This window comes from Synechococcus sp. MIT S9220 (assembly GCF_014304815.1).
GTDB lineage: Bacteria > Cyanobacteriota > Cyanobacteriia > PCC-6307 > Cyanobiaceae > Synechococcus_C.
Genome location: NZ_CP047958.1, coordinates 1,291,995 through 1,317,376, shown reverse-complemented (window position 1 = coordinate 1,317,376; position 25,382 = coordinate 1,291,995). Strand labels below are relative to the sequence as shown.

General features: G+C 56.0%; 28 protein-coding genes. 11 read left to right on the top strand and 17 right to left on the bottom strand.

The window, feature by feature from the left end; genetic code table 11:
* Positions 1–109: 109 nt before the first annotated feature.
* Positions 110–592, top strand: a complete 483-nt coding sequence (locus SynMITS9220_RS06990; protein ID WP_067097475.1) for a flavin reductase family protein — start codon at positions 110–112, stop codon at positions 590–592.
* A gap of 9 nt (positions 593–601) precedes the next feature.
* On the opposite strand, the gene SynMITS9220_RS06985 is transcribed toward SynMITS9220_RS06990, so the two are convergent.
* Genes SynMITS9220_RS06985 through mnmH form a run of 4 tightly spaced genes read right to left on the bottom strand, consistent with a single transcriptional unit; the run spans position 602 to position 4,147 of the window.
* On the bottom strand, positions 602–1,603 hold the full coding sequence (locus tag SynMITS9220_RS06985; RefSeq protein ID WP_186988145.1) for an AI-2E family transporter: 1,002 nt from the start codon (positions 1,601–1,603) through the stop codon (positions 602–604).
* Positions 1,600–2,679, bottom strand: coding sequence for an AI-2E family transporter (locus tag SynMITS9220_RS06980; RefSeq protein ID WP_186988143.1), 1,080 nt, complete (start codon positions 2,677–2,679; stop codon positions 1,600–1,602). The genes SynMITS9220_RS06985 and SynMITS9220_RS06980 overlap by 4 nt, the downstream gene beginning before the upstream one ends.
* The gene (gene psb28 / locus SynMITS9220_RS06975; protein WP_115126110.1) at positions 2,676–3,065 is read right to left on the bottom strand and encodes a photosystem II reaction center protein Psb28; all 390 of its coding nucleotides are present in this window, start codon (positions 3,063–3,065) and stop codon (positions 2,676–2,678) included. Before psb28 ends, SynMITS9220_RS06980 begins: the two co-directional genes overlap by 4 nt.
* Positions 3,066–3,091: 26 nt before the next feature.
* Positions 3,092–4,147: a tRNA 2-selenouridine(34) synthase MnmH gene (gene mnmH / locus SynMITS9220_RS06970; RefSeq protein WP_186991970.1), complete on the bottom strand. Its 1,056-nt coding sequence runs from the start codon at positions 4,145–4,147 to the stop codon at positions 3,092–3,094.
* Between the two features lie 40 nt (positions 4,148–4,187).
* Here mnmH and SynMITS9220_RS06965 point away from each other — a divergent pair, with 40 nt between their 5' ends.
* Both SynMITS9220_RS06965 and SynMITS9220_RS06960 read left to right on the top strand, forming a co-directional pair.
* A complete protein-coding gene (locus SynMITS9220_RS06965) occupies positions 4,188–4,901 on the top strand; it encodes a GUN4 domain-containing protein (protein WP_186988141.1) in 714 nt (237 codons plus the stop codon).
* Between the two features lie 66 nt (positions 4,902–4,967).
* Positions 4,968–5,432, top strand: a complete 465-nt coding sequence (locus SynMITS9220_RS06960) for an ATP-binding protein (RefSeq protein WP_186988139.1) — start codon at positions 4,968–4,970, stop codon at positions 5,430–5,432.
* On the opposite strand, the gene SynMITS9220_RS06955 is transcribed toward SynMITS9220_RS06960, so the two are convergent.
* The gene (locus tag SynMITS9220_RS06955; protein WP_115126113.1) at positions 5,392–5,640 is read right to left on the bottom strand and encodes a DUF6439 family protein; all 249 of its coding nucleotides are present in this window, start codon (positions 5,638–5,640) and stop codon (positions 5,392–5,394) included. The two genes, SynMITS9220_RS06960 and SynMITS9220_RS06955, sit on opposite strands and share 41 nt — an antisense overlap.
* Positions 5,641–5,696: 56 nt before the next feature.
* Between SynMITS9220_RS06955 and SynMITS9220_RS06950 the strand changes: the two genes are divergently transcribed.
* Positions 5,697–5,951, top strand: a complete 255-nt coding sequence (locus SynMITS9220_RS06950; protein WP_186988137.1) for a hypothetical protein — start codon at positions 5,697–5,699, stop codon at positions 5,949–5,951.
* Positions 5,952–5,954: 3 nt separating this feature from the next.
* On the opposite strand, the gene SynMITS9220_RS06945 is transcribed toward SynMITS9220_RS06950, so the two are convergent.
* Positions 5,955–6,269: a copper-binding protein gene (locus tag SynMITS9220_RS06945; protein ID WP_186988135.1), complete on the bottom strand. Its 315-nt coding sequence runs from the start codon at positions 6,267–6,269 to the stop codon at positions 5,955–5,957.
* Between the two features lie 55 nt (positions 6,270–6,324).
* On the bottom strand, positions 6,325–7,410 hold the full coding sequence (locus SynMITS9220_RS06940; RefSeq protein ID WP_186988132.1) for a class I SAM-dependent methyltransferase: 1,086 nt from the start codon (positions 7,408–7,410) through the stop codon (positions 6,325–6,327).
* A gap of 150 nt (positions 7,411–7,560) precedes the next feature.
* Here SynMITS9220_RS06940 and SynMITS9220_RS06935 point away from each other — a divergent pair, with 150 nt between their 5' ends.
* The gene (locus tag SynMITS9220_RS06935) at positions 7,561–7,833 is read left to right on the top strand and encodes a hypothetical protein (RefSeq protein ID WP_115126466.1); all 273 of its coding nucleotides are present in this window, start codon (positions 7,561–7,563) and stop codon (positions 7,831–7,833) included.
* A gap of 1,218 nt (positions 7,834–9,051) precedes the next feature.
* Here SynMITS9220_RS06935 and SynMITS9220_RS06930 read toward each other — a convergent pair.
* The gene (locus SynMITS9220_RS06930) at positions 9,052–9,447 is read right to left on the bottom strand and encodes a hypothetical protein (RefSeq protein WP_186988130.1); all 396 of its coding nucleotides are present in this window, start codon (positions 9,445–9,447) and stop codon (positions 9,052–9,054) included.
* A 766-nt stretch (positions 9,448–10,213) separates the two neighbouring features.
* On the opposite strand from SynMITS9220_RS06930, the gene SynMITS9220_RS06925 reads away from it, so the two are divergent.
* Positions 10,214–10,465, top strand: coding sequence for a hypothetical protein (locus tag SynMITS9220_RS06925; RefSeq protein ID WP_186988128.1), 252 nt, complete (start codon positions 10,214–10,216; stop codon positions 10,463–10,465).
* A 42-nt stretch (positions 10,466–10,507) separates the two neighbouring features.
* Here SynMITS9220_RS06925 and SynMITS9220_RS06920 read toward each other — a convergent pair whose 3' ends face one another.
* Positions 10,508–10,948, bottom strand: coding sequence for a hypothetical protein (locus SynMITS9220_RS06920; RefSeq protein ID WP_186988126.1), 441 nt, complete (start codon positions 10,946–10,948; stop codon positions 10,508–10,510).
* A 153-nt stretch (positions 10,949–11,101) separates the two neighbouring features.
* Here SynMITS9220_RS06920 and SynMITS9220_RS06915 point away from each other — a divergent pair, with 153 nt between their 5' ends.
* Positions 11,102–11,797 carry a hypothetical protein gene (locus tag SynMITS9220_RS06915; RefSeq protein WP_186988124.1) on the top strand — a complete coding sequence of 232 codons (696 nt, stop codon included), beginning with the start codon at positions 11,102–11,104 and terminating at the stop codon, positions 11,795–11,797.
* A 326-nt stretch (positions 11,798–12,123) separates the two neighbouring features.
* On the opposite strand, the gene SynMITS9220_RS06910 is transcribed toward SynMITS9220_RS06915, so the two are convergent.
* From SynMITS9220_RS06910 to glnA, 3 genes are all read right to left on the bottom strand, one after another.
* Complete coding sequence (locus SynMITS9220_RS06910; RefSeq protein WP_186988122.1) at positions 12,124–12,420, bottom strand: hypothetical protein; 297 nt, start codon at positions 12,418–12,420, stop codon at positions 12,124–12,126.
* Positions 12,421–13,378: 958 nt separating this feature from the next.
* Complete coding sequence (locus SynMITS9220_RS06905) at positions 13,379–14,443, bottom strand: tyrosine-type recombinase/integrase (protein ID WP_255482960.1); 1,065 nt, start codon at positions 14,441–14,443, stop codon at positions 13,379–13,381.
* A gap of 247 nt (positions 14,444–14,690) precedes the next feature.
* Positions 14,691–16,112, bottom strand: a complete 1,422-nt coding sequence (gene glnA / locus SynMITS9220_RS06900) for a type I glutamate--ammonia ligase (RefSeq protein ID WP_186988118.1) — start codon at positions 16,110–16,112, stop codon at positions 14,691–14,693.
* A 214-nt stretch (positions 16,113–16,326) separates the two neighbouring features.
* On the opposite strand from glnA, the gene SynMITS9220_RS06895 reads away from it, so the two are divergent.
* Positions 16,327–16,851, top strand: coding sequence for an allophycocyanin subunit beta (locus SynMITS9220_RS06895; RefSeq protein WP_186988116.1), 525 nt, complete (start codon positions 16,327–16,329; stop codon positions 16,849–16,851).
* Between the two features lie 111 nt (positions 16,852–16,962).
* Positions 16,963–18,141: an alanine--glyoxylate aminotransferase family protein gene (locus tag SynMITS9220_RS06890; protein ID WP_186988113.1), complete on the top strand. Its 1,179-nt coding sequence runs from the start codon at positions 16,963–16,965 to the stop codon at positions 18,139–18,141.
* Here the strand turns inward: SynMITS9220_RS06890 and tadA are convergent.
* Complete coding sequence (gene tadA / locus SynMITS9220_RS06885; protein ID WP_370594313.1) at positions 18,083–18,616, bottom strand: tRNA adenosine(34) deaminase TadA; 534 nt, start codon at positions 18,614–18,616, stop codon at positions 18,083–18,085. The genes SynMITS9220_RS06890 and tadA overlap by 59 nt on opposite strands.
* A gap of 36 nt (positions 18,617–18,652) precedes the next feature.
* On the opposite strand from tadA, the gene SynMITS9220_RS06880 reads away from it, so the two are divergent.
* Positions 18,653–20,101: an aminotransferase class V-fold PLP-dependent enzyme gene (locus tag SynMITS9220_RS06880; RefSeq protein WP_186988111.1), complete on the top strand. Its 1,449-nt coding sequence runs from the start codon at positions 18,653–18,655 to the stop codon at positions 20,099–20,101.
* 90 nt (positions 20,102–20,191) lie between these two features.
* Here the strand turns inward: SynMITS9220_RS06880 and SynMITS9220_RS06875 are convergent, their stop codons facing one another.
* From SynMITS9220_RS06875 to SynMITS9220_RS06860, 4 genes are read right to left on the bottom strand one after another with little or no spacing between them, the layout of a single operon-like run.
* Positions 20,192–21,790 (bottom strand): YcjF family protein, encoded by a 1,599-nt coding sequence (locus SynMITS9220_RS06875; RefSeq protein WP_186988109.1) that lies wholly within the window; start codon positions 21,788–21,790, stop codon positions 20,192–20,194.
* Positions 21,787–23,946, bottom strand: a complete 2,160-nt coding sequence (locus SynMITS9220_RS06870; protein ID WP_186988107.1) for a transglycosylase domain-containing protein — start codon at positions 23,944–23,946, stop codon at positions 21,787–21,789. The genes SynMITS9220_RS06875 and SynMITS9220_RS06870 overlap by 4 nt, the downstream gene beginning before the upstream one ends.
* Entirely contained in the window at positions 23,927–24,415 is a 489-nt protein-coding gene (lspA, locus tag SynMITS9220_RS06865; RefSeq protein WP_186988098.1) for a signal peptidase II, read from the bottom strand. Before lspA ends, SynMITS9220_RS06870 begins: the two co-directional genes overlap by 20 nt.
* A gap of 14 nt (positions 24,416–24,429) precedes the next feature.
* Positions 24,430–25,002, bottom strand: coding sequence for a biotin transporter BioY (locus SynMITS9220_RS06860; protein WP_186991966.1), 573 nt, complete (start codon positions 25,000–25,002; stop codon positions 24,430–24,432).
* 56 nt (positions 25,003–25,058) lie between these two features.
* On the opposite strand from SynMITS9220_RS06860, the gene SynMITS9220_RS06855 reads away from it, so the two are divergent.
* Positions 25,059–25,376, top strand: coding sequence for a DUF3148 domain-containing protein (locus tag SynMITS9220_RS06855; protein WP_186988096.1), 318 nt, complete (start codon positions 25,059–25,061; stop codon positions 25,374–25,376).
* Positions 25,377–25,382 lie beyond the last annotated feature (6 nt).

The following is a 25,382-nucleotide window of genomic DNA, read 5'->3' as shown; positions in this document are numbered from 1 at the left end:
TGCTCAGAAGCCGTCGAAAACTAGCAGTCTCTTTCTGGTGTCTGCAGCGCTGAGACGTTGTGCTGTCACCGTTTTGCCTATTCTGCTCGCATCGTGAGTACGAACCGCCATGTCGCTCGATCTGGACGCCAAGAAGACACTGTTGCGGAAAATTCCCCATGGCCTGTTCATCTGCGGCGTCGCCGAGGGTGATGAGGTGAACGGATTTACGGCCAGCTGGGTCACCCAGGGATCGTTCGAGCCGCCTCTGGTGGTGATGGGTGTCCGTGCCGACAGCACCAGCAACGGCATGATCCAGCGCACACGTCGTTTTTCTCTGAACGTGCTGGCCGCCGACCAGAAGAATCTGGCTGCGACATTCTTCAAGCCCCAGTCGGCAGTGGGCGGCCGTTTTGAGGTTGCGCCCTTTGAGCTTGGCTCCCTAGGTCTGCCGATTTTGAAGGATGCACTGGGTGGTGTTGAGTGCGAACTGGTGGGTGAGCTGGCCCACGGTGATCACACCGTGTTCATCGGAGAGGTGAAATCAGCAGTGCTCCACCGTGATGGAGACGCCCTGGAGCTGAGCACCACCGGCTGGCAGTACGGCGGTTAACGGATTGTGTTAGCTCCAGCGGTCCATGATCTGCTTGACCACGACCTGCTCCATCCCCACCTGAAGCACCACAACCAGTGGCAGCGCCAGCAACACGCCAGGTAGTCCCAGCAGAGCACCCAGGCTCAGCTGGGAGGTGAGAGCCACTGTGGGAAGCAGATTCACGGTCCGCCTGAGCAACAGCGGTGTGAGCACGAAGGCTTCCAGGTTCTGCAGTGTCAGCCGCAGCACCAACACCTGAAGCATCGTTCCCGGTGAAATCATCAGCGCCAGGCTGAGAGGTAGAAGCGTTGCCGCTGTGGGCCCGATTGTCGGCACGAAGGTCAGAAGTCCACAGACCAGAGCAGACAGCAGAGCCAGAGGAATGCGCAGAATTGCCAGACCTGCCCAGGTGCAAAGAAACATCGCCAGGGCGGAGAGAGTCATGCCAGCCAGCCAGCCACCAAGAGCAGTCCGGCACTGGTCCAGGAGATCCTCCATCGATGCGCGTGCAGGACGCGGTGTCGCAGCGACAAGGATGCGTCTGTGTGCTGAGGGGTCCAGGGCGAGCAACACCGCCAGCAAGCTCATCAGCAGCACCTGAACCAGACCGTTCGCTGCTCCTCCGGCAACGCCGAGCAATTGAGCTCCGAAAGGTTGGATGCGGTCCCAGCTGAACTGGTCGGGCAGGCTTCGTGCCAGTTCTCCAAGCAGGGGTTGATTGGACAGCAGCGCCTGGACCTGGCTGAAAAGAACAGGCAACAGGGTTGTGAGCTGTTCGAACTGGTTGATCAGCTGAGGCAGCAGCAGTTGCAAAACCAGCACTCCTCCCACGATTGTGATCAGCAGCACTGCCAGCAGCGCAATCGGACGTGGTAGTCGGTAGCGCTTGATCAAATGGTGAACGGGCACATCAAGCGCCACCGCCAGTACAACCGCACCGAACAGCACCAGCAGCACCCAGCGCAGCTGCCAGGTCAGCAGAGCAAGCACCACAAGGGTGAGAGCTGCCAGCAGATTGCTTGGGTTCATGCGGCCGCGCGACGTTTCTTCCAGGGATCCAATAGGTCGTGGATCACGATTTCCCTGATCAGCACTTGGATCACCACTGCCAGAGGCAGGGCCATCAACAGACCCAGGGGTCCAAATAGAACTGTGAAAATGAACTGTGCCGTCAGTGTGAGTCCAGGAAGCAGGTTCACCTGCTGTTGCATCACTGAAGGAGTGATCACATAGCTTTCAACGTTCTGGATCACTACGTAAAGCCCAAGCACGGCAACGGCCTTCCAGGGATCGTCCAGCAGAGCCACCGCCATCGGGAACACAGTGCTGAGAGTGGGCCCCACATTGGGGATGACGTTGAGCAAGCCAGCCAGCAAGGCATTGGCCATCACCAATTTCACGCCAAGCAGAGAGAGTCCGATCCCTGCCAGTAAGCCCACGCAAAGCGAACTGATCAGCACGCCGATCATCCAGCTGCTCAGAGCTTCTCCACACTGCAGAAGAATGGTTTTGGCGCGCCTCCTGTAGAAGGAAGGCACTAACTGAATGGCCACATTGCGATAGGACTCAGGTTGGATCGCCACCATCAGCGCCACCGCGAACACGAACACCAGCTGAACGAGTCCGCTGCCGAGATTGCTGGCCAGACCCAGCAAACCCTTGATTCCACCACTCACGCCGGAGGCTAGAGCCGTGCTGTTGGGGAGTGATGAAAGGTCGCCGGGAACGAGCCTTGCTCCGCCATTCGTTGCCTCACCTGCTCCATAAACAAGTGATGAGGCATGGTTGACCCAGCCCATCACGATCTGTTGGAGCTCGCGTGCCGCAGCAGGAAGCTGTTGGAGCAGCTGTTGAAACTGGCTAAAGAACGGCGGAATGATCACGGCCACTGCAAGGGCCACGATCAACATCAGACCGAGCAGACAGATCAACAGGGCCAACGGCCTCTGAATCGTCCATCGCCTGCGCAGGGCACCCACCAAGGTGCAGACCGCCATGGCGAGAACCACAGCCGCGAACAGATGAATCAGGACTTCCCGGAGGCTCCAGAGCAACAGCCCGGACGTCAGCAACGCCGCAAGTCCGAGCCAGTGCTGAAATTTCACCCGTCTGTTCCTTCCTCGCTGGAGTCATTGTCGCCGGAGTTCTGCGAATAACCCATTCCGTTGGAATCCGCATAACGTTGCGCAAAGCGCATGAAGCGTTCGAAATCCGCTTCGCTTTTCCAGGTGTAGGTCGCTTCCAGGGCAAAAGGTTTGCCATTCACGAAACGGCCATTCACTTCACGGGTCACCATTTCACCCTCTTCATCCACCATCCACATTCCGGCGATTGCTTCCATCGTTTCCGGTGCGAGTGCCTGAGGTTCTTCGAAGACGAAGATGGCTTGCCCGGTGCGACCATCTCGGCTGCGCGTCATGCGGATATCGGGAACCACGGGCTCGTCTGTGCCGCGGAAGAACTGAATCGCCGCCTTGTCGCCTTCAGCCATGGTTCATCAACTTGGAGGTGTGGATCTTAGTTGGAGATCCCAGGGATGACGTGCCCTTGATCCAGAAGCAGTCTGGCTGCTTGCTCGCTGGTGAGTCCCTGCAGATTCACCGAGGATCTCGCTGGTGAACGCTCAAGTTCACGGTCATAACAGCTGTCGTAGTAATCGAGCATGGCTTCACAGGCCACAGCCCAGTTCTGGGAGTCGATCGCTTCAATCGCCTGTCGTGTGCGCTGAGGACCAAGGCGTTTCTGGATCCGTTCTGTGGCTTGCCGCAGTTCGGCCCGCTGATGACACGAGTAAACCTTCACAAGTCGCTCCACGCGTTCTTGGTCACTGCGCTGGATTTCCAGGACTGGAGACGTTTGCATCTGATCAAACAGCCCTTTGGGAATCCTGCAGCGGCCGACCTGGATGCTTTCGGCCTCTAGCCAGATCTCCTGCACTCCTGTGTGGCGCAAAACCTCCAGGCATTCCGCCAGTTTGTTTTCGTAGTGCTCGCTGGTCGGTTGAGGCGGCAGCCCCAGATTGCCGAAACTGCTGCCGCGGTGATTGGCGAGACCCTCAAGATCGATCACACCAACGCCCTGTTGGTTCAGCTCCAGCAGCAGGTCCGTTTTGCCAGTCCCTGTTCTGCCCCCGAGCACCCGCAAGGGCCAAGTCTGCTCGAAGCACTCCAGCACCCATCGGCGATAACTCTTGTAACCCCCCTCCAGCACCATGACGGGGTGATCGCTCAGGCCAGCCAGCCATCCCATGCTGTTGGACCGCATTCCTCCACGCCAGCAGTAGATCCTCAAGGGATTTGCGGGTCCAGCAGCTGCCGTTGTGAGTGCAATCGATAACTCGGCCAGAGAGGGACCGCAGAGCTTTAAACCGAGTTGGATCGCTGCGAGTCGACCCTCTTGCTTGTAGTTCAGGCCCACCAGATGACGCTGTTCATCGGTGAACAGGGGGATGTTGACAGCGCCTGGCCAGTGACCTTGAGCAAATTCCGAGGGTGTTCTCACATCCACGATGGTTCCCTGCGCCGTGCGGAAGCTGTTGAGACCGGTCACGATGCAGTTGCCCATGCCTGACATAGTGGGCCAATGCTGAGCCAGTCGGTGCCGGCACATCGCCATGCTTTCCGGACGACCTCCCTCCACACAACTCGGCATTGATCAGTTGCTGGACCGACTGGTTTCGGGATCATCGCGTCAGAAGCGTTCCACGGCTTCAGCGCTGGAAAAGGTCTCAGAGCAGCTCTCAGGACAAGCAGATGTTGCCCTCAAGGCCTACTCCCCAGAGGGTGATGACTGGGGAGCGGGCTGGATCTTGCAGATTCTTCAGCGTCACCACCCCGAGACTCTGGACGCCATTCCAGGTGTCTCCGGCGGTTGGTTCCAGATGCCGTCGTCCTGCGGGATCGACTACTCAGATCTCCAACGTGCCTTGCTGAAGGAAGAGTTTGAGGAGGCTGATCGCCTCACCAGTTGCGCACTGCGTCAGCTGGCCGGTGAGCAGGCGGTGGAACGGGGATACGTGTATTTCAGCGAAGTCCCTTCGATCAAACCGCTGGATCTGACCACCATCGATAGGCTCTGGATCGCCTACTCCCAGGGACGTTTCGGATTTACGGTGCAATCTCGACTGCTCAGTGCACTCGGCGGTCGTTACGACAGGCTCTGGCCGAAGATCGGCTGGAAGAACGAGGGTGTCTGGACCCGTTATCCCGGCAGTTTTCAGTGGTGCATGGATGCACCAGAAGGACACATGCCATTGGTGAACCAGCTCAGGGGTGTCCGCTTGATGGATGCGCTTCTTCAGCATCCCGGTCTGGCGAGCAGGTCCTGACACCGTCGGATTCCTCTGGCAGAACTTCAGCAGGCCGTTAAGGTCGAAAAGGATGAAACAGTGCTGATGTTCAGCCGATTTCTACCTTCGTTTCGGTGGGCTGATTTCATCCTTCCGTCAACCTTTCAGCTCAGTCCATTGATGGAGCTGTTGCTGGAACCTGTTGACTGCAATGAGACCTCGTGTCGCTTGCAACTGGGTCTTCAGGAAGCCTTGGTCAATGCCGTGCGTCACGGCAACGCGGGAGACCCTCGCAAGTGCCTGCGGATCCGTCGGATTCTCACGCCGAATTGGTTGATTTGGCAGATCCAGGATGAAGGCGATGGTCTCTCGAGTGATGCCAGGCAGGGTTGTTTGCCGGATCAAGTCGATGCCAATCAAGGGCGTGGTCTGTTTCTGATGCATCAGTGTTTTGACGACATCCGCTGGAGCCGTCGAGGCAACAGGGTGCAGTTGGCCTGCCGCCGGCCTGGATCCAGTCAACGGGCCATCAGTGCCGAGGGCAGCCAGGGTCTTTCAGCTCTCCCCTGATCCAGCCCAGAGCCTGCTGAGTCAAGGCTTCCACATCATGATTTCGTCCGTTTTGCAGCAGCTGCGCCAGTGCCGCAGCCAGCAATTCTGCTCCGCGTCGATCCGCATCGGCTTTGAGTCTGTGCCATTCACGATCACTGATACTGAGGCTCTGATGCAGAGACAAGGCCTGTTCAATCGCCTGTTCTGGCCATTTTTTCGCGGACACGTTGGCGTTGGATCAGCGGGGCCTCTCTATCCTGACTGCTGTGATCGCTGGTGGTGGTGAACAGGCAGCTTCACAGTCGGGGAGGTTTGCAAGGACTGCGCTCTCTTCTCCGCTATCAGCCCAGATCTTGGGAGGCGAGGGATCGACGCTCGATCCGTCGAATTCAACAGCGTCGACTGCTTCGTCAATTAGTGGAGGCGGACCCTGAAGCTCTCAACTGGCTGCTCACACCAGAGCGTGGTCAGCGTTTCTGGAGGGCTCTGCGTTGGGGAGGACCAGCTTTGGTGTTGGGGTGGTGGCTGACTCGCTGAGCCTCAGGCTGCCACTGCTGCGCTATCGACCACAACAAGGGAATCCGGTGCATCCTGAAGCCGCTCTTCTGGGTGAGGCTGGCCTTCGTTGGCGGAAGGCAGGGCTTGACCTTTGATCCAGGCCTGATAAAGGGCACGACGACGGCGATCCTCCGCGAGCACTAGACGATCCGCAGCAGCAGTTGGGCTTTCACCGGGATTCAGTGCTGTTCGCAGACAGATCCCAAAACCTTGAGCTTCAACTTGAACCTTGCCTTCCATGAACACGATCTGAAAGGTCCATCCCCGCAACCAGCGGATCCGAAAAGGATTCGACATGGACGGAGTCCCTGAGTGCTTGCACCCTATGGGTTTGCTGTGCCCCTGCAAGCGTCTATGTCAGGGAATCACTGTGTTGAGGCGATGCAATCTTCGTGGCTGTCCACACCCTGGTCATGAAATGAGATTCGGCTTGCACATCACTGAAGCCAGCATCTTTGAGGCGCTGGTCAATGTCATCGCTGATGAAATTGCGGTAGTAGGGCTCGTGAAAAACGCGTCTGAAATTGTCCATGGCAACGTCGAACTGTGGCGAATCCTTCAATTGCACTGAATCGGCCAAAACCAGAACCCCGCCAGGCTCAAGCAGGCGGTAACAGTCCTGAAGCACTGCCTGCCGGGCATCGGCTGGCAGTTCGTGAAACAGGAACACGCAGGTGATGGCCTGGAAGCCAGCGTCATCGAAAGGCATCCGCTCTGCGTTTCCCTGAACCAGCTGCACCAGCGGTTTGTTGGATTGGTTCAACCAGCGATTGGCCTGGCGCAGATAGGCCTCGGAAAGGTCCACTCCCACGAGAGTGGCGTGCGGCAGCGCAGCACGAATCTGATGCAATGTTCTGCCCGTGCCGGTTGCGACATCAAGGATGCGCAGACTTCCCGGTGCACGATCTGCAAATCGCTTCAACCCTTTTTGCAGTGAAGGGAGGATCCGGCGCCGCATGGCATCAGCTGCGCCATTGAACAGGATGTCGACCTGAAGGTCGTACAGCTCGGCGGAGTGATCGCTGAGGTAACCATCGGTTTGATGGTGAAAATTCTGGAGGTAATAGTCGGGATAGAGATCGCGATTGGCCAGATCAGGAATGTCCTTGACGTCTCTGGCACGCCTTCTGGCCCAGTTGGAAGGCAGGTCCAGCCACACGCGTGGATAGCGTTCAGCCCATTCCAACCAAGGGATATCAAACAGCAGGGACTGGGGGTAAATCCCTGATTCAGAATCCTGCCAGTCACGCTGATGCAGCTCATCCAGCGACTGACGCAGCGCGTCCATCATTTCGCTGGGAACAGGTTCCGTTTTAGGCACCACATCAGGCGCCACCACTTCCATGACTTTGGTGCTCAGTTCCTTGTGGACCAGGCCAGCAAGGCTGCGGCCCTGTTGCATGGTCCGGTAAGCGATTTCAGTGAAGCTGGGCGCCATGAAAAGGATTGAGATCCAAGCCGCCTTATTTCAATGGATTGCGAACGTTGTTGTGGGGTTTTGCCCCACCGATCACGAAAGTTATGTGAAGCCCCTGTAAAAACGGTAGCCGTTGCTACAGAATTGACTCAGGTACTTCAGGAGCTCTCGATGGCCGTTGAGATCACCACCGCCGGGACCATGGCGATGTATTCGGGCAATGTGCTGGAGCGCCGGCAGCGTGCGGCCGCAGAATTCCTGGCCTGGGCGGAGCACCATGCCCATGACGTGCTGAGGCAGCAAGCAGCCCATGCTCAAGTTGAAGGCCATCCTGATCGGCTTGATCAACGCAGCGCTCTAGCTCAGCAACAGGTGTGTGCTCGACGCCGTCTGCATGCCAAGCAACTGCATGACAGCGCCATGGCTCAGTTAAGGCACGCCTGAAGTGCCCTGTCGCTAAGTGCTCACGATGGCCCAAAAAAAAGGAGCCGTAGCTCCTTTTTGAACAACAGAAACTGTCGATAAATGATCAATCAAGCGTCGTAGTACATCACGTAGTCTTCGACAGCGTGAGATTGAGTGGTGGAAAGGGATTTGGAGTAAGCTCGATACGGATTATCTATCCACCTGTCTATCCACTTTCAGTGGGTCTGGACCAGTCAATATCCAAGGATTTCGGCAGACAGATGGGCACAAAAATAGGAATGAAGACAGCGGCTGGAGCCTGTTGAATGCCTCGAAACCCAGGCCATCACTGGCTTGTCGCCGTGGGTATGCCAGACCACTCCTGATTGGTAGGCATATCTGCTCAATTTCAGTGGTACTGACTGTATTCCTGACGTGCTTTAGATCCGTTCTCTTGTGAACACCATTGGTATGACTGGTCCCAGCGCCTGCTGAGCCTGCAAGTGGCAGCCTTGGCCCTCCCCTAATGACCTCAAAGGGTGGCTCTACCTTGCTCCTTGATGGTGGTGCCAGTGCCCTCTTCTTTTTTTAGTGGCTGGCGCCTATGGGGGAAGCTCAGCCAGCGGCAGGTACACGTACCCATTCAAAAATTTATTTCCAATTCTTTAGGGTCTGTCTGTCAAGAGAAGTGCAAACGATCTGAGAAGTCACTCGGATGGGTTATGTCCCAAAGGCAAGACCCTGCTCAAGTGGGGATCTACCTCTTCAGTACAGCCACCCAGAGGAGATATTCAATGTCCGGTTTCCGATGCCCGTGCTGTGAGTTCGATCCTGGGGCTCATGCATTGTCAGGGCTGGTCCTTGCCCGTCATAAGTGGGAAGCTCACCAGATACCCAGCGAGGAAAGACACAACGAAGTGCTCTATCGATCTGGAGAAGTCATCAAGGGCTATGAGGCAATAGCCAAAACCCGATCACGTAGAGGAAGGATGAAGTCATAGGTCCGAAGGAACTGGCGTGACTTGCTTCATTGTGTGCTGAAAAGTCCTTAAAAGTTCATTGGTGAAGGAATGGCTAAATCCTTATGTCTTTGCAGATCCAGGCAATAGTTTTTAACCTATGAATTCTTGGATCGATGGGTTAATAATACAAAAAGAAGGCCTCATAGGCCTTCTTTGCAGAGGGGAAAGCCTTGTAAATACATGACAAGGCTAAAAATTTATCCCTCGAAATAGACGAATAAGTTCCGCTCTATCGTTAATTGACTTGACTAGGCCTTTCCCACTTGGCAGGATTGGCGTAGTTTAAGTTTTCGTAGGTTGTTGTGTTGAGGTTTTGTGAATTAGCGCCTGCTGTGTCAGCAGAACTGGGCCTTTCCCACTTGGCGGGATTGGCATAGTTTAAGTTTTCGTAGGTTGTTGTGTTGAGGTTTTGTGAATTAGCGCCTGCTGTGTCAGCAGAACTGGGCCTTTCCCACTTTGTAGGGTTGGCGTAATTCAAGTTTTCATAGGTATTTGTGTTGAGATTTTGTGAGTCGGCAAAAGAAGGACTCGCAGTACCCATTACGATAGAGGCGCTACCCAAAAGACTTATAGGCGCAAAAGCTAGAGCAGTACAAAGAGCTTTCTTTGCTGAAGTCGAGTGCTGATGCATGATTCCATATTTGGCGAATCATTTACACGCATAGCCACGACTTCAGGCGATGCTTTTTGGGTCAATATTTATTTACAAAACCGTACAAAGCAATTCTTCTTTGTAGCTTGCTTTGGACAATGAAGCGGATCTATCATTACTCCGTCATAGCGAAGTTGTTGTGTTTGGTTGGCTTGGCGGAAGATGATGGTGGGTTCCATAAGTGTCCCGACAACACAAGCTTGCTTGTTGTTGGCGTCATTCGGTCCAACTGAACCAAGCAGCTTTAGCGGCGTCTGGTTCGTTGGGAGAAATGCGGACACCCCACCATCTGACGCCCCAACCAACACACACCGGAGCGAGATGACTGCTTATGCCGGCTATTCCTTGAGTGGAGCAGTCCGCTTAAGGCTCGCCGGAGCGCCAGCGTAGGCGACAAATTGGATTCGGCAGTTAGATCTAAATGGCCTTAAATCTGTGCATCACTATTGCATGGTCAGTCAAATTTAGTTAGACCGTTACGATGCAGTTAATGCCAGACAGAATTAAGCCCAATTCTCACGGAAAAAGAACACAAACACTAGGGTTTTCAGCTAGTGAATTTGTGCCTGTTCCCATCCAGGTTCAGTCAGAGCTTGAGTCACAACTGCTGCTGCCTGAATCACTACTGCCTGAGTCGCATCGATCATCCTGACTGTCTTGCTCATACTCATACATCTCATAATTCAATCTATCGCTCTCGTCCATATATGAGTTTCTTCTTTTTGTTGTTGGTGATTTAGAAGGAATGCCTTTTGCACCTCTTGCCATCAGAGTAATCACCAAAACAGAGATAGAGAAAAAGCTAAAGAGCAGAATGATCCAAATAATAAAACTAATAAGGGGATGCGAGCTTGACGATGACAACACAAGTGCCAATACTGCTGCAAAAAAAGTAATGATTGATAATTGCTTGGTGGAAAGCAATGTATTGGATTTACTCATTCTTGTAAGCCGAGTAGTGCTTGACTCTATTCAAGACAAACGTTCTGTCAATTGAACAAATAAATAGAATCAAGAACTTCTGTCAGTTCTCCATTGCTCACCTCCGTGGCTTGAAGAACCTCCGAGCCTTCATGTCCTTGAGCTGAACCCTTTCTGGATTCTTCTCGAACCTTTCCTCTAGGGCGATGGCCTCAGTTTCAAGGAAGGTCCTCCTGTCCTTGAAGTGCTGATCGGCATGAGCCACTTCTTCCTCTGAGCGGTTTGCCTCTGCCTCTTTGATCTTCTCTTCCAGTAGTTCCTTCAGTCCGTGATAGTCCCTGCCCGTAGCGCCATAAAGCCTGACCAGCATTGAAATAAGACTCGACTTCTCCCCCCAAGTGCTGTTCATGGTGGTGCAGGTTGCCTTACCCAGATACTCAGCTCGATTGCACATCTGATCCAACATCCATCGTTGCTTCTCTATGTCGTTGCCAAACCCTTCGCTCAACGTGACCAGATACATCTCGGCCATAGGCCCCACATCGAACAGCTCTTGCATCCATGAATAGAACTGGCCGCTGCTCTAGGTGATCCCCCATTGGGACCAAAGAGCACGTGAGGAAATAGCTCAACTGGGTGATGACCCAATGAGCTCTATAGACCGAGCATGAAAGGCATGTGACAGCACCTCGTAATACGAACAGGAGGATTGATGCCAAGGAGAGGTCAATTTAAAGATCGATCAGGAGAGACAATCGGCAACCGCAAGCTGCTTAAAAGGGATCTGAATCGTGGCGTCAATTCTGACGGTCATATGAGAGAGCCGTACTACTTAAACGAATGCCTCACCTGCGGATACGTCGGTTCAAATGGCATCAGCTCTATCAATAAAGTAAAAGACTCAACTCAATGCACTAAGTGCATGAACAGACTTCATAGGAGAGCCGTTGATATTAAAGGCAAGACCTTTGGTGAGTGGAAAGTCATTGGTTATACCCGTAGACTTATGACTCCAGGTGGTAATTCCTACTATGTCGCTGAGTGTCGGTGTAGTTGTGGAACCAAAAGGGATGTACCTGTCTACAACTTGATAAGAGGCTTGACTAAGTCTTGCGGATGTCTACAGAAGATTAATTCTGGTTGTCATGGTAAATCACAGACGCCTTCAGGAAAGTTGTTTGTTCAACGGAGATTAGAGGCAAAGAAACAAGGCGTTCCATTTACCATCTCAATCGAGGACGTGGTGGTTCCTGAGTTTTGTCCGGTGCTTGGTATCAAGATTGAACCTGGCCGACAGGGAAAAGGTAAAGGCATCGAAGACAACAGTCCGTCGCTAGATAAATTTATTCCCGAACTCGGTTATGTGCCTGGAAATATCGCCGTTATTAACTGGCGACCAACAGGCTGAAACACAATGCCACTACTAACGAACTGGAGAAGGTTGTTAATTGGATGAAGGAGTTCGAGGCGAATATGGATTTAGGTGAGCAGTATCAATTGACTCTACTGCTATCCTCTTAGATATGATCAGGTCTAGCTTATTAAGCCTGGTCCACTCCTCTCAGGATCGCCTATAAGGTGTCTTAAATATCCTTTAGATGTCAGACTACCTGACACCTAGTCAAGGCATGTTGTAGGGCCACAGAGACACCGTAGAGAAGACATCAGAGACACAAGCTGATTGAGCTGAATGATGTTCTTTTGATTTATTTAGCTTTAGGACAGAACATGGACTTATTCGTAGCAGCCGGGCCAGATCTTCTTTAGCTCCAAAGAGGCCTTGATAAAACTTTCTTTGTACGGCAGTAGATCTGGGTCTGCTTCTGCATCCCTATAAAAGGCTTGCATGTACTCCGCTGGATAGGTTTTGGGAACCTTTCCTTCTCTGGCTGCCATGCAAATAGAGGTTCCCGCCCCAATGTTGTATGCGTACCAAAACGCCTCTTGGCTTCTGTCCTGAGCCTTGGCAGGTGCTGTGGTTAGCAATAGACCGCTTAGCAAGACAAGGGTCTTGATTGATTGATTTTTCATCTAGTCACTCTAGATGCTTCTGCAGGAGAACACTTCCCCTTGCCTTCGTGGTCCCTTGAATCGTGATGGTGGTTCTTAGTTTCTTGTTTGTCTGTTCCCATCGCTAGTTGTGTTCGTTGTGTTCAGGCACGGTACGTGCTCTGACACAGGAGACACGGGAGACCAAAGACATGATGATGATGATTGTTTTTATTTCTCTCATCAAGATCATTGAGTTAAGACTGTCTGTGCTCTATGCCTTCGGCGTCCATGCACAAGCCGTCATTGGGACCAATCCAAAAGACCTTCAATCCAAATAAAAAAACAAACATGAAATAACAATAAACAGAGGGGGTCAGATGGAGGGGTTCGGAGGGGGTGATGAGGAGGTGATGAGGGGGGTGTTTTTTCTCTCTTCTTTCTTTCTTTCTTTATGTCACTTTCTTTCTTCTCTCTTTTTTAGGGGGGAGAAGAGGAGGAGAAGAGGGGGAGGAAGGGGAGGAAGATAGGGGGAGATCAAGGGTCTCTTTTTCACCCTCTCAGAGCTGCTTTGTATCAGCCTGAACCTTTTCCTCTGACTGTCCCAGTGATTCTATGTGCGCGGGCAAGGAACTTTTTTCGAGATCGATCAGCCTCGTCTGCTGTCTTCGATATCAGCCAGCCTTTGGACCAGGATCTTCTTGATCTCAAAGCAAGCTGTTGATCTGTCTTCCTTGGTGTTCTTCATTCGTCTCTGGATCATGCCCTCGATGAGAGCCTGTTGCATGTACTTCATGGTTGGTTTAGTGTTTGTGTATTAACAGGGCTTTGATGTAACCCTGCGTTGGCGATTGTCTCCTAGAGTTCTCTCTAAGGCGTCTGCAAGGCTCTGCAATAGGTCTTAACTAGCTGTTAGGTATATCGACATCAAAAGAAGATTTAAGGCCCCTTGTAGGTCATCCTGAGTGGACCTAATGGCTTGGTCCAAGCATTATTTAGATCAGGACAGTAGTTCTAAGGCTTCGGCTAATGCTTGCTGGCTAACGCTTCCGTACTGACCAGTGATGGTCTTGGGTGAGTGCCCGAAGAGCCTGCCAATCACGAACTCATTTACTCCCTGATCCCTGAGACAGGATGCTGCCCAATCTCTTGTCGCCTTGGGTGTGACTCCGAGCTTCCTTTTCCAAGAGATCCCCTCACACCAGCGTCCACGCTCTGCGTTGTAAGCCCAAGGGAAGACCAGGCCATCCTTGGTGTCTATGTCTGCCTTCGACTGCTTCAGATATGGCAGCAGCTTTGAGTGGATTGGAACAAGCCTCTGTCGATATGGATTCTTCAGGTCTCTGCACTCATTGGGTCTGATGTTGATCACACCTTCCTTCAGGTCAATGTCATCTCCCTTCAGGCCCGCAACCTCTGAGATATGGGCACCAGTCCACCGGCAGAGATGCCACAGCAGGTGCTGAGGCTCGGGTAGTTCCTGCCAATGACTGTCTGCCTGGTCCAGGCGAACAACCTCTTTGATCTTGACCTTGGAGACCATGTGCTTTGTGGCTCCGTCGGCTGGGTTGCTATCGATCCACCGTTGGTCTTTGGCGATCTCCAGAAGAGCCCTGATGTAGCGGAGCTTGGTCTTCAGGCTGTTGATGGTGATGTGCTCTAGCTGCTGTGCCCTGAAGTTCAGGACATCGTCCTCTGTGATGTCAGTGATTGACTCCTTCCCGCAGCTCTCCATCAATGCACTGAGATGCCTGTTCCAGAGGTCTGCTGTGGCCCTTGCTGGTTGCTTCAGTGACGCTGCTAGCTGCAGTAGCTCGTCCTTGCTCCTGGGTTGCTTGTCACTGCCATCTCGTCTGGCCTGGACCAGCTCCATCAACTTGATGAACTCAGGGTTCTCTGTCCATTCACCAGGACCCACCTCGATATGAGCAGGCACCCTCGTGTACTCCTCCACCACGTCAAATGCTCCCCCTTGGTTCAGAGAGTCAGGCAGCAGTGACCTGATTTTCCGGACTGGATCAAGCTCTCTCCTCGCCTCTGCAATAAGAAGATCTGTTTCCGCCAAGAACTGAGGCAGGTTGCGTCTGGCCTCAACCAGAGACGCCCCAAGTTTCCGCATCCAGCAGCTCGTGCCTATGCGCTCCCTTAGGGCTGGTGGAACCTTCCGCTGGCCGTAGTAGCCGCTTCGTCCCTTCCTCTGATGTATGTACCCCATAGATAGAGCACCGGCTGTAATACCGATACTCTATCCACTTGTCTATCCAGTTGAAAGCTGAAACCCGTTGCAACCAGTGGTGTCCTGGCCTTAGAGGTCAGGCGTCATAGTACATCACGAATTCGTGGGGGTGCGGGCGCTGGCGCAGCTGCTGAACCTCTTCGTATTTCAGGTCGATCCAGTTGTCGATGAAATCCTTGGTGAACACTCCACCTTCCAGCAGGTAGTGGTGGTCTGCGTTCAGAGCTTCGAGCGCCCCATTCAGGGATGCAGGCACAGTGGCAATTTTCTTCAGTTCATCAGCGGCGAGTTCGAATAGGTCAACGTCCACTCCGTCTCCGGGGTCGATCTGATTCTTGATGCCGTCGATGCCGGCCATCATAATCGCGCTGAAGGCGAGGTAGGGATTGGCCAGAGCGTCGCCGGAGCGGAACTCAAGTCGCTTGGCTTTCGGGCTGGGGCCGGTGAGAGGAATGCGAACGGCCGCGGAGCGGTTGCCTTCCGAATACACCAGGTTGACTGGAGCTTCAAAGCCAGGAACCAGTCGCTTGTAGCTGTTGGTCGTGGGGTTGGTGAAGGCGAGGAATGAGGGAGCGTGCTTGAGGATGCCGCCGATGTACCAGCGTGCTGTCTGCGACAGGTTTGCGTAGGTCCCTTCCCCGAAGAACAGCGGCTGTCCTCCTTTCCAGAGGCTTTGGTGCACGTGCATGCCTGAGCCGTTGTCGTTGAAGACCGGCTTGGGCATGAAAGTGGCCGTTTTGCCGTACTTCTTGGCGACATTGCGCACGATGTACTTGTAAGTCATCACGTTGTCGGCCGCCTGAATCAGCTCGGCGAACTTCATGCCAAGTTCGTGCTGACCAGCTCCGGCAACTTCGTGGTGGTGCTTTTCGATGGGAATGCCCAGCTGAGCCATCATCAGCAGCATTTCCGAGCGGATGTCTTGGGCGGTGTCGTTCGGAGCAACGGGGAAATATCCCTCCTTCTCCTGGATCTTGTAGGCGAGGTTTCCGCCTTCTTCGACCCGCCCTGTGTTCCAGCCGGCCTCGATGGTGTCAACGCTGTAGAAGGATCCGCCTTCAGCGGAGTTGTAACGCACGTCGTCGAACAGGAAAAACTCCGGTTCTGGACCGAAGAACGCTGTGTCAGCAAGACCCGTGCTGGCCAGGTAAGCGAGTGCTTTCTGGGCAAGTGCTCTGGGACAGCGCTCGTAGGCTTCTCCTGTGCGCGGATCCTGAATCGAGCAGATCATGCTCAGGGTTTTATGCCTGTAAAAGGGATCGATCCAGGCGGTTGCAGGATCGGGCACCATGGCCATGTCGGAGGCGTTGATCGCTTTCCAGCCTCGGATCGATGATCCATCGAAGGCCAGACCTTCCGTGAACGATTCAGGTTCGATCAGGTCCTGACAGACGGTGAGGTGCTGCCACTTGCCGTGCAGGTCCGTGAACTTGAGGTCGATCAGTTCGATGCCTTCATCCTTGATCTGACGAAGCACGTCCTGGGCAGTTTTGGCCATGGCGGGGAATCGAGCCCATACAAGTCGCACCGACCGTAGATATCGATCCGCAGCTGTTTTGTATCAACGGGCACCTTTTTGCCTTCCTTCTCCCTTGGTGGCTTCAGAGAGCCACTTAGTAACCGTTTCTGTCAGATTGCTTTGATCGCCTTTGCTGAAGCAGGTTTCATCGCTTTGTCGGTGTTACCTTCCAACCAACGTGGACAGGGCTTGCATGCGCGATGCCATCACCGGGCTGATCGGGCAGTACGACCAGCTGGGTCGCTATCTCGATCGTTCTGCGATCGATCGCATCGAGAGCTACTTCGATGAAGCCGAAGTGCGTGTTTTGGCCGTTGAAATCATCAACCGTGAAGCTTCTGATCTGGTGCGTGAAGCCAGTCAGAGACTCTTCCAGGCGGATCCGGAACTGTTACTTCCTGGCGGGAATGCCTACACAACCCGTCGTCTCGCTGCCTGTCTGAGGGATATGGATTATTTCCTCCGCTACGCCAGCTACTCCTTAATCGCTGGCGACAGCACGATTCTCAACGAGCGCGTCCTGAACGGTCTGGACGACACCTACAAGAGTCTTGGTGTTCCAACAGGACCGACCGTCAGGAGCATGGTGCTTCTGGCTGATGTCCTGTGTGAACGCCTTCTGAATGATGGTGTTCCTCAGGATCGTTGCGGGCTTGTGCGTCAGCCGTTTGAGCACATGGCCTCCGGTCTTGCGGCCAGTGACGTGCGTCAGCGCTGATCGAAAGTCTCCGAATCATTTCAAGCGGCGTCGGAGTATCCGTTTGGGGCCAATTTCTCACCGATTGATGCGTAGGCTTCTCGCCATTGATTTCCGGTTCGGGCTTCGCCGATGACACACCCTCATCCTTCGGTTGACTCGTGCCATCGATCCTCCATCGGTCCGATTGACACACCTGACCGTTTGTTGCTGGGTCCCGGACCCTCCAATGCCCATCCCACGGTTCTTCAAGCGCTGTCTCGCACGCCAATCGGTCACCTCGATCCGCTTTACGTGGAGTTGATGGGAGAGGTGCAGGAGCTCTTGCGGTACGCCTGGCAGACCGACAACCGCCTGACTCTGCCGATGAGCGGTACTGGTAGTTCAGCCATGGAAGCCACGCTGGCTAACACCATCGAACCCGGGGATACGGTTCTGGTGGCTGTGAAGGGATACTTCGGGAATCGCCTGTTGGATATGGCCGGTCGTTACCGCGCCAACGTTCAGGTGATTGAGAAGCCCTGGGGTGAGGCATTCACTCTTGAAGAGATCGAAGCGGGGGTCAAGAAGTACAAGCCTGCGATCCTGGCGATGGTCCATGCCGAAACATCCACCGGCATTTGTCAGCCGATGGAAGGGATCGGTGATCTGTGCCGAGAGCACGATTGCTTGCTCCTGCTCGACACGGTGACCTCCCTCGGTGGCGTTCCGCTTTACCTGGATGCTTGGAAGGTTGATCTGGCCTACAGCTGCAGCCAGAAAGGTCTCAGCTGCCCTCCAGGCCTCGGTCCCTTCACGATGGGTCCGCGTGCCGAGGCCAAGCTGGCTGCACGTCAAGACAAAGTCCCCAACTGGTACCTGGATGTATCTCTGTTGAACCAGTACTGGGGGAGCGACCGCGTGTACCACCACACCGCCCCCGTCAACATGAACTTCGGCATGCGTGAAGCGCTTCGTCTTCTGGCCGAAGAAGGACTGGACAACGCCTGGGCCCGTCACCGCCGCAATGCGCAAGCCCTCTGGACTGGCCTTGAGTCACTCGGTCTGGAAATGCATGTGCCTGAAGAGCTGCGATTGCCGACGCTCACCACGGTTCGCATTCCCGAGGATGTGGATGGCAAAGCTTTCTCTTCTCACCTTCTCAACAGCCACGGCATCGAAGTCGGTGGTGGACTCGGTGTGCTTGCCGGCAAGATCTGGCGGATCGGTCTGATGGGCTACAACTCCACTCCTGAAAATGTGGATCGTCTGCTCAATCTGTTCGAAACCGAACTGCCTCGGTTCCGCCAGAACGCTGCCGTCGCTGCCTGAACCAGCGCCCCAGCAAAGCGGATGCTTCAGGTTCCATCACGCCCCCAATCACCTGCATGTGATGGTGCGCACTGGGATGTTTGGAGAGGTCAATTGTGCTTCCCATGCCACCACGTTTGGGATCGTGCGCTCCATAGATCACCTGACCAATGCGTGCCTGTACCAGAGCTCCTGCGCACATCGGACAGGGTTCCAGCGTCACGATCAACGTGCATTGATTCAGTCGCCAGTCGCCAAGGATTAAGGATGCCTGGCGCAGAGCCACGAGTTCCGCATGCCCGAGTGGATCTGAAGCCCATTCGCGTCGATTGCTGCCGTGGCCGATGCATCGTCCTTGCGCATCCAGCACCACCGCACTGACAGGGATCTCTCCCGATTCACCAAGACGCTCTGCTCGCTTGAGCAGGCGCTGCATCCAGGCATGGATCTCGGTGTTCTCCAGTTCGACTGGTGTCAGTCGCACCTCCAACCCCATCGTGCAGAGGCGTCCAATGTGCCATCGCAGGTGAGAATGGCTGTTCCTTCCGCTTCCTCCTTGTTCGGATCCTCCAGGACTTCATCGGCGGCATCGACTGCGACGGAACTGTCCGCATTTGCCTCTTCAGAGGCCCTGGATCCGCAGTTGCAGCGGTTCCTGGAGGACGCCAGCGCTCGCCTGTGTGAGTGGCTCGGTTCAGCCTCCAAACGATCGCCGCTGCCAGCTCTGCGGCTGCTCCCCGAGGCGTTTCCAGAGCCTCAGGGTGTCGGGGCGGACCGTTTGCTGGATGATCTTCAGCAGTTGATGGATGGTGCTTACCAGCCCAACCATCCTGGCGCCCTCGCGCATCTCGACCCTCCTCCGAACACGGCATCGATCGCTGCCGAACTGATCTGTGCCGGACTCAACAACAACTTGCTGGCAGAGGAACTCTCACCAAGCCTCAGTCAACTGGAGCGTCAACTCTGCAGCTGGTTTGCTGCCCGTTTTGAATTGCCCGATGGCGCTGGTGGAGTCGCCGCGAGCGGAGGCTCCCTCAGCAATCTCACCGCCCTGGTGACGGCCCGTCATCGGATGGGGCTGGACCATGACCCCAATGCGGTGATCCTGATCAGTGATGACGCCCACGTGTCACTGGAGAAGGCGGCCAGAGTCATGGGGCTCAGGCCTGACGGCATACGGCGTGTTCCTGTGGATTCCCGGGGATGCATGCTGATTGCAGACCTGCAAGAGCACCTGCAGGAGCTGAAGCAGAACAACCGGCCTTGCATCGCAGTGGTGGCGACAGCGGGCACCACCGTGCGTGGAGCGATCGATCCGATTCCCGCTCTGGCTCAGTTCTGCAAGGACCAGGGCCTCTGGCTGCACGTGGATGGAGCGATTGGTGCTGTTTTTGCACTGTGTCCTGACACCGCGAACCTGATGGCTGGGCTTGGCCAGGCCGATTCCATCACGGTGAACCCTCAGAAGCTGCTCGGAATCGCCAAGACCTCGTCGCTCCTGCTGGTGCGAGAGCAGTCAGCTCTTCAGGAGACATTCCACACCGGCCTCCCCTACATGGAGCCCGCCTTCGCCGTTGCCCATGGCGGTGAACTGGGTCTGCAGGGCAGTCGCCCTGCAGAGATCCTCAAGCTCTGGCTTGGGTTGCGTCAACTGGGTGAGCAGGGGATCAATGCAGTGCTGGAGAAGGCTCTGTTGAGACGTCAGCGCCTGGAACAGGGTCTTGACTCCTCTGTCTTGGAGGTCACATCAGGTCCCCTGCATTTGCTGGCCTGTGCTCCGCTTGGAGCTGATCCAGCGCGTTGCGATCACTGGACCGCGGCTGTGCGACAACGGCTGCTGGATCGGCAGATCATGGTGTCCAGGCCCGTTTATCAAGGGCGGCATCGCATCAAAGTCGTGCTCGGTAACCCCCACACCTCCAATGCTCTGATCGACCAACTGGCGGCCGATCTGAACGATTGCTCACGGGAGATGGTGTGATGCCAGCAGCTCAGAACAAGCGAGGACGCTGGGTTGCCATCGTGACCGGAGCCATGTCAGTGCTGATTGGTGTGTTGTATCTCGGACTGATCACGGTTCTCGATAGCCGCGGTCCGATGCGTCCTCCGCCGCCCGAGGCCCTGGCCGGGGCGGAAGTCGTTTCTTTGCCTCCTGCTGGAGGGGCTCCACAACCCGCCGCAGTGCCGCCTGCAGAAAGTCCTGCAGGGAGCGATCCCGCTGGTTGAGCTCGTAGTGGTGCTGAACCACGTCCTGAACTCCGCCATCGCCCCAGTCCTGATCCTGTTGGAAATAGGTCATGAAACTGGCACCCGCGATTCTGGTGAGCCATCCGGCTGCCACACCCTGCACCGCCCGACCGAGTAACAGGGTCGGCAGGTTCACACTCAGTGCGGTGCCGATCAGAGCCACTCCGCCTTTGACCACACCCAGCCCCGCAAGGGTCCGACCCACCGAGACGGCCAGCTCCTGAGCCCTGCTCCGCGTCAGTTGGATGCCATACACCGCTCCCACTTCCATCACCATCTGGGCATTCACAGCAGCGGTGCCCAGTAAATCCACTCCAGGCAGTGGCGTGGCGGCGACGACACCCGCACTGATCCACGTGTAGCGATCAATGATTCTCTGGGCTTCATCGGTGCGCTGTCGGTCGAGAAGATCCCGACCGGCCGAGCCCAGATCTCTGCATTGCAAGAGGATGTTGTCTGCCAGCAGTTCCTCGCCATCGGCATGCAGCACTGCGGCTAACCGTCTCACCAGCAGCCCGATCTCGGCTGGTGGCTGAACGGGCCGTTGGCCAGGGCGAGGCAGAGACTGGGGGCGTGCACTGGCAGGAATGACATCGTTCGGTTGCAGCCATTCCGTGCAGCGTTGCCGCAACAGCTGGAGCAACCGGCGTTCCTCCTCCTCACCTCTGAGATCACATTTATTGAGCACCAGCACGAGACGCTTGCCCAGTCCTGACAGGCTCTGAACCACATTGAGTTCGCTCTTGCGCAGATCGCCATCCACCACAACGATCATCAGATCGGCTCTGCTGGCTTGGCGACGTGCTTCTTGCTCGCGTCCCCTCCCTTCCTGACCTGCTTCAAGGATTCCCGGCGTGTCCACCAGAAGCACCCCACGCTCGAGACCTTTGAGCCGAAGCCGGTAGCTGCGACTTTCACTGGTGGAGCCCATGGCGGCACCGACATCACCGACGATCTCTTTGAGCAGGGCACGGATCAGAGACGTTTTGCCACTGGAGCCGGTACCGAAGACCACAAGCACGAGATCACCGCGTTCCAGTTCCCTGGCGACCCGTTGCCGTTCCTGCAGGAGAGACTCACGTGCAACATCGTTCTGAAGTCGTTCCAGCAGACGATCCACGCTTGACAGGCTCTGTTCTGCTGCATCTCGACTGCTCGTCGGTGCCGGTCTGTTCTGAGGCGTTGACGCGTCCCGACGTTGACGCTGTGTGCGCCACTGACGCAGCCATGGCAGGCCAACCTGAATGACGACCGCCACCAGCAGAACCGTTCCGATCAGCAGCACCGGGCCGACCAGCCAGGGAGGCAGCCAGTAACTCAGATCCCAGAGCAGGTTTCGGATTCCCTGCAGCACAAGGCCAATCACCATGAGGGCGATCAGACCGGCGGCTCCAAACAGAATCCAGCGTGTCGATCCCTTCATCCTTCGTTGAGCCCTCCTCGTCCCGCCGCGCGGATGATGTCAGCCCAGAGCGATGCCGCAAGGGCGCTGGAGCTTCTGGAGGGGCTGTTGTCGTCATTGCCGAGCCAGATGCCAAGCACCCAGCGCCGCGAGGGTTCATAGCCCACGAACAGCAGATCCCGGCCTTCATTGGTGGTTCCGGTTTTGCCTCCTTCCTGTCCCCCTAGCGATGCAGCAGTGCCGGTGCCACTGCGCACAACCGCGCGCAGCAAGGACTGCATCTGAGCCGCACTGTCGCTGCGGACAGCCTGGCGTCCAGTGTTCACCTGGCGCTGATCGTCGCCAGCAAGGCTTCCGCAGCCACGCAGATTGTCCTCGCGACATGTTTCCGCATCGAGCAGACGACGAATCGTGTTGGGGGGTCTCCATTCCCCCTTGTTGACAATGGCTGCATAGGCTCCAGTCAGCTCAATCAGTCGCACTTCGCTCTGGCCGAGTGCGAGTCCAGGAACTGGATCAAGCGGTGTGGTGATGCCCAGGGCTCTGGCTTGGCGAACCACCTGTTCAAGTCCCACCCGCTGTGCCAGTCGCAGAGCCGCAGTGTTGTTGCTGGATGCAAAGGCGTTGGTGAGGCTGAGGCGACCTTTGCAGCTGCTTTCAAAGCGTTGCCCTCTCCAGTTCAGAGGACTGCAGTCAATGGTTTCGCTGGGTTTGATTCCCCTTTCCAGGGCCGCCAGGTAAGTCATCAGCTTGAAGGTGCTGCCTGGCTGCCTCAGGGCCATGGAGGCTCGATTGAACTGACTGAAGCGATAGTCACGTCCGCCGGCGATCGCCAGGACTCCGCCTGTGCTGCTGTCGATCACCACGGCGGCCCCTTCACTCACGCCGAGTCCTCCGGCATTGCTGATTACATTGCGCAGTTGTCGTTCAACAACCGACTGCAGCACGGGGTCAAGGTGGGTTTCGATCAGGAAATTCCCTTCAGCGGCAACCTCCGGACCCACAAGTGCCGTCAGGTCCCTGCGCACCTGATCGGTGTAAAAGGGTGCTGATCGGGTCAGAGTAGTCCTGCTGCAGGCCTGGGGTGCGAGCTGGATGGGTTGACGTCGTGCCAGACGAGCGGCGTCGAGTGAAAGTCGACCGGAATCCGCCATCTTGTTGAGCACGCGGTTGCGAGCTTCAAGGGCTCGCTGGGGGTGACGGCAGGGATCGTGACCATTGGGTGATGGCAATAGTCCCACCAGCAGAGCGGCTTGTTCAACGCTCAGATCAGACGCTGATTGATCAAAAAAGGTTTGAGCGCTGTCTTCGAATCCCCAGCCCACCCCGAGGTAGACCCTGTTGAGGTAGCTCAGCAGCAGCTCGCCTTTGCTGAAACGGCTTTCCAGCTGCAGCGCCACGAGCAGTTCGCGCCATTTACGGCCCAGTGTGTCGCCCTCTCCGACCAGGTTGGGGTAGAGGCTCCGAGCTAATTGCTGGGTGAGGCTGCTGCCACCTTCGAGAACTCGTCCGCCGGCCAGGTTGGCGGCGAAGGCACGCAAGCTTCCGATCGGATCAACCCCTGGATGCCACCAGAAGCGGTTGTCCTCACTGCTGAGCAAGGCATCGACCAACAACGGAGAAAATGCGTCGAGGCTGTTCAGTTCACGGTGTCGATTGGAATCCACCGACTTGAGCGGTTTGTTGTTGCCGTCGTAGATGGCCAGTGGTCCGCGAACGCTGGCCAGTCGTCCACGCACCGGCACGTTGATTGTGGCCAGAGCGAGGAGCAGTCCTGCCCCGCCCAGGCAGCCCAGGATGCAGATCCCCAATGACTTCCGAATGCGCTGATGCAATCGTTGGCTCGGGTTCTCAAAACCAATCCAGGGGGTATCGGTGTCTTGGGTCGGGGAAAACCTGATGCAATCGCCGTTCTGGAGCACCAGCTGTTGCACACGTCGCCCTTGCCACCACACTCCGTTGGTTGACCCTTGATCTTTGAGAATCCAGTGTCGGCCTTGCTTCTGTAGCAGCGCATGTAGGCGACTGACTGCCGCATGGTCGATGCGGATCTCCACGTCTGGATCGCGTCCAATCCGATAGCCCTCGCCGTGCAGAGGCAGGGTGCGCTCAGAACGATCCTGCTGATGAATCGTCAGCAGGGCTAACCCACTTGGTTCAGCCGTCGCTCTGCTCATGTCTGTTGCTAAGTGCGTCGATGGCAAAGCAGAGGACTGCCAGGTTGATGGCGATATCCGCCCAGTTGAAAATCGGAAACTGGATCGGCACCAGTTCGAGAAAATCGGTCACATGGCCAAGACGCCAGCGGTCGATGCCATTGCCAATCGTGCCTCCGAGCAGAAAGCCGAGGGCCAGCCCCATCCAGAGACCTCGTCTGGCCTCCCGCCAGATCCAGATGCTCACGCCGATGGCGACCACCAGGCTGAGAATCCCCAGGATCAGGGAGGAATCTCGGAACAGACTGAAGGCAGCACCGGTGTTGCGCACCAGATTCAGTTGCAGCAATCCGGGAATGAAGGGCCTCGTCTCCCCTGGGAGCAGGGTTCCTCGGGCCCAGTGCTTGCTGAGCTGATCCAGCACCACCATGAGCACACTGAGCGCAACGACGCTGCCGCGTCGCATGCTTTGAGCTGGTCGGCTGTTCATGGCATGGTTCCGGCTCATTCCACCCAGAGCACACGACGGGTCACGCGTGCGATCAGCCCAGCGGCGCAACACAGGGCGAGCTGGGCTGCCAGGGGCCCGAGGCTGTACCCGAACACAAGCTCGATCAGGGGTTCATTCCAGCGATTCAGTGCAGCTCCCAGAACAAGATTGAGCAGACCGCAGACCTGGATGGTCAGCAGGCCGGCCATGGCTGCCAGAGTCAGTCTGGCGATGTCATTCATGCCGTTCTGCTGGGCCAGCCGACCGGTCAACCAGGCGGCAGGGACGAATCCAGCCAGATATCCGAATCCAGGATTCAGTACGTAAGCGAAACCACCACCTCCATGGAATACAGGCAGGTCCACCAAGCCGATGGTCAGATAAGCCACTGAAGCGATCACGCCCGCTCGTGGACCCGCGACAAGGGCACAGACGAGTAGTGCCGGAACCTGCCAGGTGCTGGGTAGACCCAGCAGTGCCGGGGGTAATTCAGGCAGCGGCAGAAGCAGGGCAGTCGGAATCAGGCTTCCAACCAGGATCAGAAGCAATCCGGCAAGAGCGCCGCTCCAGGTGGCCAGTGCCCGCACGGGCAATCGTCAGCTCGCACCATCCTGCTGTAAGAGAGATGCATTGCCCAGCAGAGATGTCCGTTTCCATTGGTGACCAGGTGCGACTGGTTCGCCCTCAGACCTTTTTGAAGACAGCTGATCCAATGCCGATGCTCAGACCTCCTGATCTTGTGGCCCACAACGAGATCGGCAGGGTCATGGCACTGCAGCCGGCGGAAACTGCGGCGGTGCGCTTTGCCAGGGGCACGTTTCTGCTGTCGATCGAGCAACTCACGCTTGTGAGCGAAGACTTGAACACGGTCTCGGATCAGGATGCCCCATCGGACTCAGCAGGCTTATCGGACTCCGATGCTTCATCAGAGACGCATGCATCTGCTGATTCAGCCGACTGATCCGGC